Raw genomic sequence first — 18,170 nt, 5'->3', positions numbered from 1 at the left:
TTCAACATTCGATTAATCTTCTCGTCATCATTACCCTGTAGTATGAACTACATGATAAATATGACGAAGAAAATAAAATTAACTTTAATGATGGTCTTGGCGCTTTTTACTTTTGCTGGTTCAATTGCTAGCTACACGCCAACTAACGCAGCAGCTGCTACGACTCACAAAACAACTAAGTCTAAGAAAGCCCTAAAAAAAGCTAAATTGGCTAAGAAAGCCAAAAAGGCTAAAAAAGCAAAGAAGGCTAAGAAAGCTAAAAAACAAACTACGAAACAAATTGTTTACGGTTATGCCAAAAGCAAACACAAATGGGGTAAAACTCAACAAAAGTACCTCGGTAAAGTAATCAGCTACGAATCAGGTTGGAAGTTAAAAGCCCGGAATGGCCGTTACGTTGGGTTATTCCAAACAACGGGTGTCCGTGATTTATCAGCCAAAGGTCAAGCTAAGCACGGTACGAAGTACATCAAGGCACGTTATGGTACACCTAAAAAAGCATGGAACCATATTCAACGTCACGGTTGGTACTAAACTCACCGTCCTCGGAGTGGTTCAACAATCATTAAAAAAATTAAAAGCTCGTGAATCTAATTTGGTTCACGAGCTTTTATTGTCTATACTTAAGTATATGTATGTAAAATAATTGACTCTATTTATTCTAGCGTGGGATTCTCATGTCTATACTTTTGTTTAAAAATACTCACGTACCACGGAATATCCATTAAGCACTAGTTTGAGCACATCGCAAAATCAGCGATAACTGATTTGTTTGAATCTGCACCCCTACGACTTTTTTGCTAGTTTGAACATTATTACTAACTAACGGAGTGCCTGTAAATTGCTTCACACATATTTCCGCTGAGGATAAGATGAGGAGCCTTAGGAATTTATTCCTTAGACTCCCAGCTTGTCCGAGTTTGCCAAGACCGCACTTCGGCTTGGCAATGTGCTTCCAGCGTGGTGCGCCAAGCAATTTACCGGCACGTAGTGACCAATTTTATTCAATACCACGTCAGACGGAATAGAACCAAATAATTGGAGGAAAATAAAAAATGACAGTAAGCCAACCAAATGGCGTTCCTGTGTGGGTCTACGTCGAAGATATCGACACCCATGAAGAATTGACGGGGCCAACTATTCTCTCAGGAATGCTCGGAGAAAACTACCAAGTTCAGATGCCACATTTACCAGCTTATAAGCTCATCCAAAATGATGGTGATTTGAATGGTCAATTCACCAACGCCACCCAAAGTGTCCGTTTATTTATGCGCCGTGCTGATTGGGCCGAAACTCAAGTAATTAACTCATTCGTTCAAGTAAAAGAACCCACACCATTATTCGATGAAACGGATGGCGAGCCAACTGGTGAATACCTCCAGCCAGATACGGTTGCCAAAACAACCTTCCGTGTCGCCACGACGCAAGGTAAATTTTGGTACAATGTTGGCGAACGTCGGTGGGTTGAATATGACCGCCATAACGTCGACCTGCGCGAAACTAGCCGAACTGATGCTCAAATTGCCGCCGAATTGGTTAGCCCTTCATGGGAAACAACCCAAGTTCAACAAAATGCTGTCATCGACTTTGTGCCTGACCAGTATACTGCTGTCTATTCCTCACCTTATGGTCGAATCATCGGCGAAATTCGTGATGGTGCTCAAGTCCAAATCAGCGAAATTATCGATGACCCAAGTGGCGTTGATTGGTACCAACTCACTGATATTGGTTGGGTTACAAGTCTTTATGTGAAGTTGGTTTAACAACCACGCAATACACACGTTAAACTTAATAAGGTTTATTGCGTGATTGTTCCTAGCTTGTCACAATATACCAATCGTAATTTTTCCGATTAAAAGCTATTTTTACAGTTACTAAGCATTAGCGCAAAAAGTTCCGGCAAATTCAATTATTGTTTTGCTGGAATCTCTTACATATTATGTTGTACAACAAAAGAAATCCCATTTCCTTTGTTCACTGCAATTACAAAGGAGCTTTTATAACAATGGACGACAAACATATTACTTTACCACCGGAAATTATTAATCAACTTGATATTGACCCCCACAAACCGGTGCAGTTAACAGTTAATGATAATAAACTGCAACTTAATCAAAATCCGGATCCTCGTGAAAAACAAAGTATGTCACTGCGGTATTTTATTACGCCAACCATTCTTGCGACAATTCTGTTTTTCATTCGTTTTACTCTAGCTGGGCAATCATTGGTACCCCTCACTGGTAATAATTCGCTGGAAAATATGACCTTTTTACTCGGAACATTAACCGGGTTTATTGTCTTTTCAATTATCTTCATTTCGCAAAAAAGACGGCGGCGCAATACGACTGTCGAAAAAATCTACTGGCGAAACTTCCCGACGATTGCAATTGCCTTTGGTAGCATGCTCTTCTTAGTTCTCATTGGAACGTTTGAATTGTTGGGAACCCTTTTTGTAGGTGCTAACTTCGATGTTTACACCGCCACAATTCTCTTCTTCATTTTTGTGGCGATCATCAATTACACGATGATAAACTTAGCACTCTCAATTACGCCGAGTCTTATTATTAATTTATTAATGACCGTTATCATTGGTGGTATGACGTTAGCCATGATTAGTAACAGCAGTTTAAAATGGTGGCATCGCAATTTTAGCTTTTTAGGTACGACTGATGCCAATAAAAGTTGGGAATTTAACCTTACTTTAGTCCTTTCTGCTCTCTTAATGATTGCCTTAATCGATTACTTATTCGTTGCCATTCATCAAGCCCATTATAAAAGCCTGCGTCTGACGACCTTACGCGTGCTACTTACGCTAACTGCTACCAGCTTTGGTGCAGTTGGTTTAATTCCGAATAACGGTGATGGCATTATGCACATCCTCCACGATCAATCAGCCCGAATTTTAGTGTTGTTCATCATTGCCCTGATTATTGGCCTTAGATGGTTAATTCCCAATATCAGTCGTGAATTTCTCCAAGTATCATATGCTATTGCGATTGGGCTCATCATTGCGCTGATTCTATTCTTGTTTGTCGGCTACTTCTCCTTGACTAGTTTTGAACTAATTAGCGCTAGTATGTCAATTGGTTGGATCTTGCTATTACTCCAAACCTTACTAAAGTTCACGGTAAATACAGAAAAAACCTATACAATCACCATTGAAGCCTCTAAATAACATCAGCAAAAAAGGATTCTAAAGCTCAATTTAATGAGTTTGAAGGGCTCCAAGAAAGTTAGACAAAATCTAACTGACTTGGAGCCCTTTTATTATGGCAAAATATACAATCGAACAAAAAATTGAGATAGTGAAAGAATATCGAACTGGAAGTATTAGCCAGCGCGGATTGAGTAAGAAATATAACATTCCTGATTCAGTGATAAGGCGTTGGATCAGAAAAGCAGAACTTCATGGTTTTGATTCATTAAAGCGTAAGCAATCAAAGAGATTTTTTGATGGTAATGAAAAGCTATCTATATTAGACTACATGTTAACTAATGGCTTAAGCATTACAGAAACTGCGATTAAATTCGACATTGAACCGAGTATGGTGATTCACTGGCAAACGCGATTCGATGTAGGCGGAATTGATGCGCTAAAAGCCAAGCGAGGCAGGCCTAATAAGCATATGACAAATTCCTAAAACCACAAACCTAAAATCTGAAACTGACAAGTTAAATTCAAGAAAATCTAGAGTTAAAACAGCGACTTTACCGTGCCGAATTGGAGCTAGCGGTCTCAAAAAAATTAGAAGCCTTGGCGATGGAAAAGCAACGAATAAAGAACTTACGCAAGTAGTTGAATCGTTAAGGCATCAATTCAAACTGGAAGATTTACTTGAGTTCGTAGGTTTAAATCGCAAGACATTTTACTACAATCGAGCACGTTTGAATTACGACAAATATAGTGAAGTCAAAGATCTTATTAAATGGCTTTACGCTGGTAGTGATGAAACTTATGGTTATCGCCGGATCCAAGATGAACTATTCTTATTTGGCTATGTCTTCGATGATGAAACTGTCCGCCGCATTATGCGTTCAATCAAGCTAATGCCAACGTGTTACTGGACAAAATCTGGCAAGTTTTCATCTTACAAAGGAGAGCACGGAAAAGTCGCTGAGAACCTAGTTCGTCGTGACTACGTAGTTACAAGTGGGCGTAAGAGTAAGTTTGTGGTTACACAGCCGTACACCGTGTTAACCACTGATGTGACTCAAATAAATTTATTAGGTACCAAACTATATTTAGCTGCGGTTATCGACATGTATAGCAAAGAAATATTGGCATATGATATTCGGACGTCACCAAATATGGCACAAGTAACCGCCTGTGTTGATCAATTACAACAAGTATTACCTGATGGCGTCCAACCAATTCTGCATAGCGACCAGGGAACACTGTATCAACTTCCACGTTACCAAAACCGTCTAGATGAAGTAGGTTTAATTCAAAGTATGTCTCGTAAAGGAAACTGTTTGGATAATGCGCCAATGGAAAGTTTCTTTAGCTTGGCTAAACGTGAATTCATTTGGCGAAAAGAATTCGTATCAATTGATCAATTCAAAGAAAGCTTTTCGCGATATGTCTCACGGTTCAACAACGTTCGCATCTCACGAAAAAACAAGGGCTTGACCCCTGTTGAAATTCGGAATCAAGCCCTTGCGGCATAAATATTAAATTGTCTAAGTTTTTTGGAGCCCTTCAGTTTTAGAATCCTTTTTAGGTTGTATTTATTCTAGCGCGGAATTTTCGTTTCTGTACTTTTCAATCATCGAATTACTGGGGCGCTAATGGTCCTCAGTTTTTTCCATGCTACTACGACCTATGGTTGATAACTGTTTTTCGCAAGTTTGAGAATTAGTTCTAGTTAACGGAGTGACGGTAAATTGCTTGGCGGGCGCAGCCTTTACACCGCGACTGGGGTGATATGTGTGCAACACATGTCGCCGCTGAGGATGAGATGAGGATTCTTAGGAATTTATTCCTTAGAATCCCAGCTTATCCGAGTTGTTCAAGACCGCACTTCGGCTTGAACATGTGCTTCCAGCGCGGTGCGCCAAGTAATTTACTGGCACGTAGTGGCCAAGTTTATTCAATCCCACGTCAGACTATTTAGAATCCTTTTTCATTATAGTTTAGATTCGAGTTCAACCTTAGGATACTTATCTTTAAACCAACGCTCTGCAAATTGGTTTTCAAACAAGAACAGTGGTTGTTCAAAGCGGTCACGTACTAACAAATTACGTGATGACGCCATCTTTTCATCCAATTGTTCTGGATTAATCCACCGCGCAATCTTGTGACCCATTGGTTCGAGCACAATTTCAGAATTATATTCATTTTCCATCCGGAACTTGAACACTTCAAACTGCAATTGTCCCACGGCACCCAGAATGTAGTCGCCTGAAGACCAAGCAGAATACAACTGAATCGTTCCTTCTTGCACAAGTTGAGCAATCCCCTTGTGGAAAGACTTTTGCTTCATAACATTTTTAGCTGACACGCGCATGAATAATTCAGGCGTGAAAGTTGGCAAATCTTCAAATTGAATTTGCTTCTTACCTGAGAAAATCGTGTCACCAATTTGGAATGTCCCAGTATCGTAGACCCCGATAATATCACCAGGTACCGCAGTTTCAACATTTTCCCGTGAATCCGCCATAAATTGGGTCACGTTACTCAAACGGATTTTTTTGTTCTCACGTCCTAATGTAACATCCATCCCACGTTGGAATTCGCCAGACACAATCCGGACAAATGCAATTCGGTCACGGTGTTGTGGATTCATATTCGCTTGAATTTTAAAGACAAAACCTGAGAATTGATCTGATTCAGGTTCAACAGCATCCCCATCAACCGTGTGCTTAGCTGATGGTGCGGGTGCGTATTTCAAGTAAGTCTTCAAAAAGCTTTCAACCCCAAAATTAGTCAAAGCAGATCCAAAGAACACTGGTGATAATTCACCACGTAAAATAGCATCTTCATCAAGTTGGTTACCTGCCATCTGAACTAATTCAACTTCATCCAGAGCATCGCGCCAAATTTTGTTTTCTTTCAAGACGTTACCATCAGCAATGTTACCATCAGCTTCCAATGGAATTTCTTTGTTGCCATTAGCATCAGCCTTATATAACTCGACCTTGTTGTCGTACATGTTATACAAACCTTGCAAGACTTGCCCTGACCCAATTGGCCAGTTCATAGGGTAAGTGTCGATGCCCAAGATGTCTTCAAGTTCAGCCATCAATTCAAGTGGGTCACGGCCATCACGGTCTAATTTGTTAAAGAATGTAAAGACTGGAATGTGGCGTTGCTTAACGATTTCAAACAACTTCTTGGTTTGGGGTTCAATACCCTTGGCAGAATCAATTACCATGACCGCAGAATCGACCGCCATTAATGTCCGGTAAGTATCTTCGGAGAAATCTTCGTGCCCAGGGGTATCCAAGATATTAATCCGCTTACCATCAAAATCAAATTGGAGCACTGAACTAGTCACAGAAATCCCACGTTTTTGTTCGATTTCCATCCAGTCAGACTTCGCAAAATTACCAGACTTTTTACCTTTAACAGTCCCAGCTTCACGCACGACACCACCAAATAACAGCATTTGTTCTGTAATGGTCGTTTTCCCCGCATCCGGGTGCGAAATAATGGCAAACGTCCGGCGTTTGCTAATTTCATCTGTAATGTTACTCATAATTACCTCTTTTAATTTGTCTATTTTTATTGGGCAGGTTAGCTTAATATTTAGCACTCAGTGGCATTTATCAATAGTTACCTAACCCGACCTTTTAATTAAGTTATAAAATTTCCCCTGTTATATTAACAGGACAAACTATCCAATACGTCGACTCCGGTCGGACGCTTCAGTCATTGCCTACATTGGACTATTCCCCATTCGTATTCTTGTTGTTCCATATTCAGTCTAGTATATCAAAAAAACAGCCCTAATTGGCTGCTTTTCACTTGTTTATTATGAATTACTTCATTGCAAATCGTGCATAGGCATTCAACATCATGTTTTTCGTTACGATATAACGGTCTTGGTTCGCATGCATCACGACCGTTATAATCCGGTGGTACCCTTGTTTTTGCCCAGTTGCAACCAAAACTTCGCCGGCCTTTGGCGTTGTACCAGTCTTCAAACCATCCACTGGGGCTTTTTTATCGTACAGTGGACGCCCTTTAATCAACCAGTTTGTTGAGCGAATTGTAATTCCTTTAATCTTAGCTTTGGGTATTGAAGCCGTCGTTAAAACATCTGGATATTCTTGAATATAATGTTCGGCTAATATAGTTAAGTCGTGCACTGAAGAATATGTGTGGGCCGTCTTAGAAGTTCCCGGTTCACCAATAATCTTAAACTTCGCCACATCATCGACATCTAATCCAGATGATGTGTAGTAGTGCGTGTCTTTCATTCCCCATGCTTGGGCTTGCTCGTTCATCATGGCGATGAATTTTTGATTATCACCAGCGACCCATATACCCAGTGCCGTTGCTGCTTCATTGGAAGATTTAATTAACGCACATTCATACAATTGCTTCAACGTAAATACTTCACCCGTTTTCATCGGAATTTCGCCGTAGAAAGCATGACTTAATCGTGCCACTGATCGATCAATGGTAATCTTCGTGTTCCAATCCGCACCAGTCGCCCGCATGTGCTTTTCAGTTAAATATAAAGTCATTAACTTGGTTGTCGATGCGTTAGGTAAGCGTTTGTGCAAATTCTTGCTGTACATGAATTTACCAGTTGTCATGTCGTATGAACTAGCGGCCGTTGCCGGCACGCGATATTCGGGTACATCCTTGACCAAATTTTTCTTGGCAGGAATCCAACCAGCATTGGTTTTAAAAAGCGGTTCGCCAGTGGCTGACCAGACTAATTGATCAACGCGTAATTTCTTATTTTTCTTAATTTCCCGTTGCACCGTCTTTAAATCTTCACCAGTAAATGTCTTAATCTTAGTTGCAGTGAAAACTTTGCCCGGTTGGGTAATGAAATAGTTCTTTTCATCCATTGCTTGCGGAATAACTAAATCACTTTTAGCTGCTTTGATATACCCGCCATCAACTTCATAATATGGTACGCCAGCGATATTGACATCGAATTCTTTAATCTTAAAAAATTGATTAGCAGTAATCTGCTGTTTGGTCTGTTTGTCGCCATTAATCGTTGTATAAATCGGTAAATTTTTACGGGCAACCATATCAGCCGCCACGACGTCCGTGTAATATTTCTGCGCATCGATTTGTACATCAACAACCGGTTGCTTCAGCGTTGGTGCATCAGTTGCGGTTACATTCGATACAAACACGAGACAGCCCACGGCAATCAACAATGCCATTACACCTTGGAGGAATTTTTTTATCATAGTGACCTCTAATCTTTATCATTGCTCAATACTACACGTATTATAACCTTTTTAACCAATAAAGGCATTTACAAACAATCAGTAACGTTAACCTAATGTATAAGGCTGCCGTAACTATTAGTTCAACACATAGCGGTCGTACACGTTGTTCATTATTTTGGTTGTATCAGCAAAACGATTGCTTGAATGCATCACGACTGTAATCAAGCGGTGTTTGCCAGGAACTTGCCCAGTCCCCACAAAAACTTGCCCAGCAGCCGGTGTGGTACCCGTTTTCAAGCCATCCACATGTAATGACTTTTGATAGTACGCCTTGCCTTTGAGCATTTTGTTGGTCGTTTTAACGGTGTGACCTTGAACCTTTGCACTCGTCTTTTTAGCCGTATTCAAAATTTTAGGGTATTTGGTCAATAATTTATCAGCTAGCATCGTTAAGTCGTAGGCCGACGAATAATTGCGAGCACGCGCTGAGCCAGTGACTTTCAAGCCATATGGCGCCACGTCATCATTGTCCAAACCAGTTGACGTGTAGTAATACGTATCCTTCAAGTTCCACGTTTTGGCTTGTTGATTCATCGCTTTAATAAACTTTGCATTGGAACCGGCCACCCAAATTCCAAGTTGGGTCGCCGCCTCATTGGATGATTGAATTAGCGCGGCTTCATACAATTGTTTCACCGTCCACCGTTGACCAGGTTTCATCCGAATTTCACCCCAAGGGGCACGACTCATCTTAGCAACATGGCTATTAATCTTGACCTGCGTGTTCCAAGTGGCACTAGTGTCTGCCACTTTTTGATACGTTAAATACAACGTCATTAACTTGGTCGTTGAGGCATTGGGCAAACGCTTATGACTATTTTTGGTATACAAAAACTTCCCGGTCGTCATATCATACGCACTGGCTGCGCGGGCGTGTGCTTTGTATTTTGGAATGAGTTTGATACTAGTTTTCTTACCTGAAACCCACCCTTTGTTCGTTTTTAAACTGGGGTAGCCCTTACTCGTCCAACTGATCGCCTTCACTGTTAGCTTTGCATTACGCTTAATGAGAACTTTTTTCGTCTTCAAATCAACCGTTTGATAACTTTTCACCTTAGCTTTGGTAACTACTTTGACTGGCTTTGTAATGAAATATTTTTTACTAGTGGTAACTTTTGGGACAATGACTTTTGCTTTAGCGGTTGTGATGTAGCCGCCACTCACTTGAAAGGTCGGTGTTCCGCTTTCATTAACGACCAATCGTTTAATCTTAATTAACTTACCAGCTGTGATTGTGCCAATCTTTTTCTTCATATCAGCCGTTTGGTAAATCGTCAGTTTAGTGCGTGCGGCCATTTTGGGTGCGCTAACTTTGGTATAGTATTGGCTCGTACTCACTCGTATCGGGTTGGCATCTGCCACAGTATCGGCGTGAACGTTCGTTGCATAAGCATACGTAGCTCCCGCAAGTGCCAACGCTAATAACCCTTTAATGATATCTTTAAACATGCTATTCCTCATCTCAATTTTATAATAGTTATTATTGTACCGCTTCATATTAACAAGCATGTTGCATTCGGCTTACAAAAATTAGTTATCCACCATTTTATAAGACAGTTTGACGTACTTTCCTACATTTTTTCAGGAACGTGTTAGTTTTATTAACATCAAATGTGGAGCTTTTCACAAGAACATCGTATAATAGGCGAAATATCATTATTAGGGTAATTAATTTACAAGTTTCAATTACGTCAACACCGCTCAATGATTTTATCCATTCCACCAAAAAAATTGGCTGTGACTGTGAGCACACCATCAACGAGGTAAGCAAATGCGATTAGAAAAAGATTCATTAGGTTCTATTGAAGTTCCAAGTGACGCCTACTATGGTATCCACACCCAACGTGCATTGATTAATTTTCCAATTACTGGTGAGCAAACTAATCCGGAGCTAATTCGGGCATTCCTAGAAATTAAGCAAGCTGCGGCCGTCGCTAACCATTTGGCAGGTAACTTAGCTGATGACGTTGCCGACGCTATCGTGCAGGCGACTAACCAATTACTCGCAGAACCATTTGATACCAATAAATTCCCCCTCGATCCAATTCAAGGTGGAGCTGGCACTAGTACTAATATGAACGTCAACGAAGTCATTGCTAATACGGCAATTGAACTGCTGGGTGGTCAAAAAGGTGATTATCAACTAGTTAATCCCAATGATCACGTCAATATGAGTCAAAGTACTAATGATGCCTATCCAAGCGCCGGCAAACTCGCGCTCGTTCACCTGTTGGAACCTTTGCAACGTGAACTCAGTGCATTAATTGATGCGCTTGGTGATAAAGCCGATGAATTTGCTGACGTCTACAAAATGGGCCGCACGCAGCTCCAAGACGCGGTTCCCACTACTTTGGGTAACACCTTCCACGCTTTCTTAAAACCCTTACGACGTGATGCCCACCGTATCGAAATTGCGGCAGAAGGCTTGTACCCACTAAACCTCGGTGGCTCTGCAATCGGCTCCGGCATTAATGTTAGCGCCATTTACCACGAAAACATTATCAGTGAACTGGCAAAGCTGACGAATTTACCACTTAAACAAGCCCACGATTTATTCGATGCCACCCAGAACCTAGATGCATTCATCGTTTTCTCAGGTAGTTTAAAAACATTGGCCGTTAATTTATCAAAAATGGCCAATGACTTGCGCCTGTTGAGTTCCGGCCCACGTTCTGGTTTAAACGAAATTAACTTGCCCGCGCGCCAAGCTGGTAGTTCCATCATGCCAGGTAAAGTTAATCCGGTCATTCCCGAGGTCGTCAATCAGGTTGCCTTTGAAGTTATCGGTAATGATGCCACGGTTACGGCAGCCGTCGAAGCTGGCCAACTAGAATTAAACGCCTTTGAACCAGTTATCTTCTACCGGCTTATCGCTTCAATTAATCACTTAACTCACGCCATGAAAACTCTGCGAGAAAACGCCATTGTCGGCATTACTTATAACGCCGAACAATTAGCCCATGATATTGATTTTTCATCGAGTTACGCCACCGCAATGGCGCCAATTATTGGCTACAATGCGGCTGCAAAACTGGCCAAAGAATCCTTAAAAACCGGTTTACCTTTACGTCAGTTGGCAATTGCTTCGGCTCTCTTCACTGCTGAACAGCTCGAACATATCTTCCGGGTTGAAGAAATCATTATCAACTCACGGACAAAAGAACACGGTGTCGTGCTGCGCAATTCGATTCATCATACCGTTGAGTAAAGAGTTACGAATAAAAGCCATGTATTACCCACATCGAGACTGAGATATACCTTTGTCCCGGCAAAAAAATAAGCCTGATTTCTCCTTATTTTAAGGTCGAAATCAGGCTTATTAACGTGCAACAAAAGATACAGATTTATATCTCTATTCGTGCCTACCAGGATTACCAGCTAAGCCCGTTTGCTTTTCAAATTCAAAACCAGTTTGTGCTACCGCAGCTTTTTCATCGGTTGATAATACTCGATCAACGTTTGGAATATCATATTTTGCTAAGACGTCACCATAAGTTAAGTCGTGACTATTGAGATATTCCACCAGCAATGCTAGTTCATGGCGTTGCCCAGCGGTTGGTTTGTTAATCGTGATTGTTTCATCAAATGCCCGTTCAATTGAGCGATCAAACCGTTTATTCTCTGATTCAACCGCGTACTCAGTTTCAATCGCGGCCACACGCGTTACTAATTCTGGCGTTAACTCATCAAAACTAATTGGTTGGCCAAACTTACGCGTCTGCATGAATGCTGAATCAAGTGACAGATTAACCATTCCCGCGCGTTGATATTCAGCTTCATGAATATGCCCGTGTACAGACAAAATTGGATATGGTAAATCAATCGCATAATGACTCATCCAGACTTGAACTCCGTTGATTTTCAGGGCTTTCGCAGTTTCAACATATTCAACAATCTTAGTTTCTGGTGCTTTCAATGCAGCTTTTATTTGATCAGAATGATCATGATTACCTTTGAAAAAGACTTTCTGACCATTTAACCGGGCCAATTGAGCTACGAAGTCCTGCTTTTTACGAAACATCCCTAAGTCACCTAGAAAATAAACCGTATCAGCATCCGTCACAGTTTCGTTCCAAGTTTGTTCGAGATAGGCATCCATCTTCGCAACCGTGGGTTCAATGCCCAATGCCTGCAAGCTGTCAGCCCGCGATTTATCAAAGTACAAGATTTTTTCATGATTGAAATGGGTATCTGAAATAATATAATTCATACTCGCTCCTTCTTAATGCTTTTCCTATATTTTATGCCAGCTTAGAAAGCTTGTCTTGTACTATTTTTTAGGTTATCCATTTAATTCAACAATCTGTGGTTTCCTCTCAGTGTTAGTGTAAACTATCATTACAATTCAATGAGAAAAAGTGATATACTATTAATAATTTATTTTCAAAAAGGAGCTCAATATGCAAGCCAGAAACAAAGTACCCGTTGCCGAAACATGGAATGTTCACGATATTTATCCTGATGATGCCGCATTCAACGTCGACCGTGAATTATATCTCAATTTAGTCGAGGCCTTCATTACCAAATACACTGACCAATTAAAGACTAGTTCCGATTTCATTACTGCACTAGGTGATTTTGAACTTCTTGAACAAAAGAGCAGTCTGTTAATTCACTATGCATTTTTACCTCAATCGACTGATATCACGGACAGTGCCGCGGCACAATTATTACGGGCAACTGATGAATTATTATCAGTAAATGCCGCTAAGCTCACGTTCTTTGATGACGCGTTAGTTAATGCGGACGTCGCCATCTTAGATGCAATTGCAACGGATGCGCCCAAATTTGCTTCATATATTCGCCACACTAAAGAAAAGAAAGCTCACCAATTAAGCCCTGACGTTGAAGCTGCCCTTGCGCAACTTTCACCCTCACTCTATTCTGCTGAAAATACTTATGGTCAAGTTCGCTCCGCTGATCTTGCCTATGACCCTATTACGGTCAATGGTGTTGAATACCCAATGTCATTTGTGCTGTATGAAAATCGCTACCAATACTCACCCGATACTGACTTACGGCGGGCAGCTAGCAAGGCTTTCTATGATGGCTTAGCTAAGTACCAAAACACCGTTGCTTCAACTTATTACAACCAAGTCGCCACTGAAAAGCGCATTGCAACTTTACGTGGTTTTGACTCCGTCATTGATTACCTGTTAGTCGGTGATGAGGTGGATCGTTCATTATTTGACCGCCAAATTGATGGCATTATGAACTGGTTAGCGCCAGTTATGCGTAAATACGTGAACCACATCAAGGAAGTCCGCGGTCTCGACAAAGTAACGTTCGCCGACCTCCAAATCGACCTTGATCCAGACTTCAATCCTAAGGTAACCATTGAAGAATCTAAGCAACTGGTTAGCGATGCAATCAGTACTTTGGGTGCGTCTTATCACGATATGATTATGCCTGCCTACGCTGAACGCTGGGTTGATTTCGCACAAAATGCCGGTAAAGAATCTGGTGGTTTCGCAACCAAAGCATTCGGCATCCACCCTTATATTTTAATGACTTGGACTGATGAAATGGCTGACGTCTTTACGTTAATTCATGAACTCGGGCACAACGGCCACATGATTTTATCAGAAGCCAACAACTCGATTTTAGGAGACTTCCCTGCGACTTACGTGTCAGAAGCCCCATCAACCTTTAACGAATTGCTCCTAGCTAACTCACTACAAGCAAGTGCTGATGATGCTCGTTCAAAGCGTGCGGCGCTCGTTAAAATGTTGACGAACACGTACTACCACAACTTTGTGACGCACTTACTCGAAGCTGCCTTCCAACGCGAAGTTTACACGTTAATTGATAACGGCGAAAGTTTCGATGCTGCCAAACTCAATGAAATCAAACGTGGTGTGCTTGAAAAGTTCTGGGGTTCAGATGTCGAAATCAATAACGGAGCTGAATTAACTTGGATGCGTCAATCTCACTACTACATGGGACTCTACTCATACTCATATTCAGCTAGTTTGACCATCTCAACCCAAGCCTTCTTGAAGGTTCGTGAAGAAGGTCAACCAGCCGTCGATCGGTGGCTCGAACTCCTCAAAGCCGGTGATCAATACACACCAGTTGATTTAGCAGCCAAAGCGGGTGTTGATATTACAACTGACGAACCATTAAAGCAAACGATTAAGTTCCTTGATGAAACTGTTGATCAGATTATTGCTTATACCGACGAATTGAAATAGTATATTAAAAAACGTTCTAACCCTCGCAACTTCGCTAGTGGTTGGAACGTTTTTTCTTTATTACACCAAAGGCAATCTCATTTTTTCGAGATTTTTATAATTATTGTTATAATTGAGTCATACTCGTGCCATGTAATAATTGGGATATTAGGGATAATATACCGAAAGTAGGAAAAGATTATGCAAAAATCTAAATATCATGCGCGCTATCGTTTCACAGCTTTCATTACCGCCCTCTGTGGTTTATTCTTGCTGACGAGTTTGTCTGGCTGTGCCCAAGATACCGCTAAAGACTCGGCTGAAAGTCACGTCACGTCATCTAAAATCAGCAAAAGTAGCAGTACCTCCAGTCAAACAAGTAATAGCTCCAGCGCTTCAAGTTCTAGTAGTACCGCGACTTCTCAACAACCTAAAAAATCAACTACTCAATTATCAACTAGTTTCAATTCACACAACGGCTTAACCACCGTTGCTAATCAAGAACCATTAAACTACAAAAACAAACGACAAATGGAAATGGCCAGTCTCGATCAGTATGGCCGTGCTGTTGATTCACACATCCAGTTGAACAATAGTGAAGAACCTGATCAGGCAGGTAAAAAGCGTGAAGCATTGACGCTCAACCCCGCTGGCTGGCACAACTATAACTTCTACTATACTAAGGACGGAGTAACTAAGCGCGCGTGGTTAATGAACCGTGGACATCTGGTCGGCTATCAGTTTTCTGGCTTAAATGACGAAGCACGTAATTTGGTCGTTGAAACAGCTTATTTCAATGCCGGTAATTATAAAGGTATGGACTCCGGGCGCGCCGGTTCGATGCTGTACTTCGAGAATGCTCTAGATTCATGGGTCGCCAATCACCCTAACTACCGCTTGGATTATCAAGTTACCCCGATGTACAAAGACAATGAATTAGTGCCACGCGAAATTCGTTTGGCATACGTTGGCTATGACCAGTCTGGTGATAAACTTGCAATTAAGCTGGGCTCTGATTTAGAGCACGAAGGTAACGGTGGCGCCACTGTCGTTTATCTTAAAAACGACAGCCCCAACGCTAAAATTAATTATGCAACTGGGACTGCAACTAACACCGTCGCAAAAGCTAAATCAACAAACTCTCCCGCTGCAACTCATAAAAAAGCAAAATCAAGTTCCGTAGTAACGGCCACTAATTCTGCCGCACAAACTACCGTCTACGTCACGGGTGGTGGTGATTCCAATGTCTATTGGTACAGCAAGGACAATATGCCTGCCAATACTAATATGAACAACGTTGTCACTATGACGCAAGCCCAAGCAGAAGCGGCCGGCAAACGGCATTCCTTACGCGAATAGTATTCTCCACGGTAAACAATCCGCTTTCTACCTTAACTGGTGAAAGCGGGTTGTTTTTGAGTTGGTTGTTAGTTTACTAGAGCAGACGTATCAATGTATGCGTAGCCGACTTGCGCTTCGCTTGAAAATACTTCGAGATAAAGCTCACTCCCATAAAGATTAAACACGCTAAGATCGTATACATCGAGTGGCAGCGTGAGTGTAAATGCCTTAGTTTCGGGATCAAAATCAATCATCTCAGAATCAACCGCCAAAAGAGCGTGGAATCCGTCACTACTATCGTCGTACACTTGGAATCCAAGATTCTCAACATTCGTTTTCAATTTTCCTTTAATAACAAAATTTCCACTGTCAATTGTTCCTATCGGAGATTCGGCGAAAAATTCTCCATTATCTAATAGACCACGCCAATTAATTTTAAAATCAGTATTTGTTTGCCGTTCGATATCGGCATATATGTGATACTGAATGTTTTCAGTGAGGCGTGAGTACGTGACATCAACCGTTGCTCCTTGTAATGCCGAGCTAGCTGACAAATAGTTTCCTTCGTCACCAGTATATTTAAAGAATCCATCTAAAAAGGCCACGAAGGTTTGGTCACGTTGTTCTTGTCCCAGCTCCGTTTCACTATCACTAAGCACCATATTGCGTAAGTTAACATTTTGCAAGTGTAACTCACTCATGCTTCCGGCCCAAGCATACTCGTCCCAGGTACCAAACGCATTGGCATTCGCACTTTCACCAGATAATTTGTTTGCGTTACAAATTTGGTTACTTGAAAGATCCAAATTCTTTAACCCGGTAAGCAAGGCAATATCGCTCGCAACGTTACCATCAATCAAAAAATCGCTACTCTTGTTAGAACTAAGGTTCAAGGTTTCAATCTTATTGTTTTGCGCCAAATTAGCCAAAGTTCGGAATTGCGAGTTCGACAGATTTGCGTGACTGGCATTAATGGTCATTAAATTGGCAAAGGCCTTTAAGCTCACCCCAGCCAAATCAGTTTCACTTTTCCAACCAGTGTTTGCTTGCAGAACTGAATCCGCGTAAGTACGCGCAATATTGAATTCGCCATGCATGTTCAAGGTCGTAATGCCGGGCAAATTAGCAGCATTAGCGACTAATTGTTTGATCAAATCATTCGTAATAGGTGTGTCATTAAAGTTCAAAACTTCCTTTTTGGCTAAGACATCAACTACGTCAGCCACGGGTTGTTTCTTATCCGCCTGCGTTTCCAAACCAAGCGCTTGAATGATTAAGGCATTAACGGGGCCGTTACCAATCACTGTCCTGATAGTTGTTTTTTGAACTTCAGGTGTTGGTGTAGTTGGCTTTGTTGGCACAGTTGGCTTAGCTGGCTTGGTCGGTTTAGCCGGTTTAGCTGGTTTAGCCACCACGTGAATTCCGTTATTAGTAAACCTATTACCGCCTGATTTAGCATTAGTCGCTCTGAGGTCAATGTGCTTACCAGCTTTCAAGTTGTGAACCGCAATGCGCCAGTTACTCTTACTGTTGGTCATCGTCCACGCCGTAATACGGTGACCATGTGAATCAGTGTAGGCAATCGCAACTTTTGTGCCTGGCAAAGCCTTACCGACTACCTTATGTTCCCCGACTTTAACGGTCTTGGACTTAATCTGAAATTTCATACCCGCATGTGAATTACGCACGGCACGGGAGCGTACAACCCGAGGTGCAGAAGATTTCGTTGCGGCAATCCGAATACGTTCTCCTAGCCGAATTTGATCTTTACCAGTATCTTTTATTGTAAATTTACCATTGGTCTTAGCCTTTGTTTTCCCAATGAGGACTGCTTTGCCATTTTTCTTAATTTCAAAGGCTTTGACGGTTGCGCCCTTAGTAGCGGTTCCGGCAACAACTTTTTGGTTGTGATAGACCTTATCTAAATTAGCGGTTACCTTTTGAGCTGCCGCCACTTGATTTGTTTGTCCCAAGCTAGGCGCAATGACCCCACCGAGCACGGCGAGCGTACCCAAAGCAGCAATCACCCACATTTTACCGGCTTTATATAATTTATAATGTTTCTGCATATCCATGGTTAAACTCCAATCTGCTACTGACAAGCGACTTTATTTAGTTTTATATACCAATCAGTATAATTGAAGTATATGAAATTATTCCGGAGGATAAATTGAAGTTTTTGGCAGATTATGTCAATTCTACGCCGACACACCTAAATGTTTAGAGTTTCATTTA

The 18,170-nt window shown here is 41.5% G+C and carries 13 protein-coding genes; 8 read left to right on the top strand and 5 right to left on the bottom strand.

Going from position 1 to position 18,170, the window contains the following annotated elements:
* Positions 1-60 precede the first annotated feature (60 nt).
* The 5 genes from EQG49_RS09290 (at position 61) to EQG49_RS09270 (ending at position 4,668) form a co-directional block, all read left to right on the top strand.
* A complete protein-coding gene (locus EQG49_RS09290) occupies positions 61-534 on the top strand; it encodes an aggregation-promoting factor C-terminal-like domain-containing protein (protein ID WP_165964858.1) in 474 nt (157 codons plus the stop codon).
* Between the two features lie 521 nt (positions 535-1,055).
* Positions 1,056-1,763 carry a MucBP domain-containing protein gene (locus EQG49_RS09285; RefSeq protein ID WP_133363726.1) on the top strand — a complete coding sequence of 236 codons (708 nt, stop codon included), beginning with the start codon at positions 1,056-1,058 and terminating at the stop codon, positions 1,761-1,763.
* A 242-nt stretch (positions 1,764-2,005) separates the two neighbouring features.
* Positions 2,006-3,175: an AbrB/MazE/SpoVT family DNA-binding domain-containing protein gene (locus EQG49_RS09280; RefSeq protein ID WP_133363725.1), complete on the top strand. Its 1,170-nt coding sequence runs from the start codon at positions 2,006-2,008 to the stop codon at positions 3,173-3,175.
* 94 nt (positions 3,176-3,269) lie between these two features.
* Positions 3,270-3,641, top strand: coding sequence for a helix-turn-helix domain-containing protein (locus tag EQG49_RS09275; protein WP_133363724.1), 372 nt, complete (start codon positions 3,270-3,272; stop codon positions 3,639-3,641).
* Positions 3,634-4,668, top strand: a complete 1,035-nt coding sequence (locus EQG49_RS09270; protein ID WP_133363723.1) for an IS3 family transposase — start codon at positions 3,634-3,636, stop codon at positions 4,666-4,668. Before EQG49_RS09275 ends, EQG49_RS09270 begins: the two co-directional genes overlap by 8 nt.
* Positions 4,669-5,126: 458 nt before the next feature.
* Here the strand turns inward: EQG49_RS09270 and EQG49_RS09265 are convergent, their stop codons facing one another.
* The 3 genes from EQG49_RS09265 to EQG49_RS09255 all read right to left on the bottom strand — a co-directional run bounded on the left by EQG49_RS09265 (position 5,127) and on the right by EQG49_RS09255 (position 9,870).
* The gene (locus EQG49_RS09265; RefSeq protein WP_133363722.1) at positions 5,127-6,698 is read right to left on the bottom strand and encodes a peptide chain release factor 3; all 1,572 of its coding nucleotides are present in this window, start codon (positions 6,696-6,698) and stop codon (positions 5,127-5,129) included.
* Positions 6,699-6,981: 283 nt separating this feature from the next.
* Positions 6,982-8,379 (bottom strand): DUF5776 domain-containing protein, encoded by a 1,398-nt coding sequence (locus EQG49_RS09260; RefSeq protein WP_133363721.1) that lies wholly within the window; start codon positions 8,377-8,379, stop codon positions 6,982-6,984.
* 117 nt (positions 8,380-8,496) lie between these two features.
* On the bottom strand, positions 8,497-9,870 hold the full coding sequence (locus EQG49_RS09255) for a DUF5776 domain-containing protein (RefSeq protein WP_165964857.1): 1,374 nt from the start codon (positions 9,868-9,870) through the stop codon (positions 8,497-8,499).
* Between the two features lie 322 nt (positions 9,871-10,192).
* Here EQG49_RS09255 and EQG49_RS09250 point away from each other — a divergent pair, with 322 nt between their 5' ends.
* Positions 10,193-11,629, top strand: a complete 1,437-nt coding sequence (locus tag EQG49_RS09250; protein WP_133363719.1) for an aspartate ammonia-lyase — start codon at positions 10,193-10,195, stop codon at positions 11,627-11,629.
* 144 nt (positions 11,630-11,773) lie between these two features.
* On the opposite strand, the gene EQG49_RS09245 is transcribed toward EQG49_RS09250, so the two are convergent.
* Positions 11,774-12,631, bottom strand: a complete 858-nt coding sequence (locus EQG49_RS09245) for a metallophosphoesterase family protein (RefSeq protein WP_133363718.1) — start codon at positions 12,629-12,631, stop codon at positions 11,774-11,776.
* A 190-nt stretch (positions 12,632-12,821) separates the two neighbouring features.
* On the opposite strand from EQG49_RS09245, the gene pepF reads away from it, so the two are divergent.
* Positions 12,822-14,615, top strand: coding sequence for an oligoendopeptidase F (gene pepF, locus EQG49_RS09240; RefSeq protein ID WP_133363717.1), 1,794 nt, complete (start codon positions 12,822-12,824; stop codon positions 14,613-14,615).
* Between the two features lie 180 nt (positions 14,616-14,795).
* The gene (locus EQG49_RS09235; protein ID WP_133363716.1) at positions 14,796-15,953 is read left to right on the top strand and encodes a DNA/RNA non-specific endonuclease; all 1,158 of its coding nucleotides are present in this window, start codon (positions 14,796-14,798) and stop codon (positions 15,951-15,953) included.
* A gap of 68 nt (positions 15,954-16,021) precedes the next feature.
* On the opposite strand, the gene EQG49_RS09230 is transcribed toward EQG49_RS09235, so the two are convergent.
* Positions 16,022-18,010, bottom strand: a complete 1,989-nt coding sequence (locus tag EQG49_RS09230) for a KxYKxGKxW signal peptide domain-containing protein (RefSeq protein WP_133363715.1) — start codon at positions 18,008-18,010, stop codon at positions 16,022-16,024.
* Between the last annotated feature and the right edge of the window lie 160 nt (positions 18,011-18,170).

Source organism: Periweissella cryptocerci, from assembly GCF_004358325.1.
In the GTDB taxonomy this organism is placed as follows: domain Bacteria; phylum Bacillota; class Bacilli; order Lactobacillales; family Lactobacillaceae; genus Periweissella; species Periweissella cryptocerci.
The sequence above is the reverse complement of the archived record's forward strand: the minus strand, read 5'-3'. Positions and strand labels throughout refer to the sequence as shown.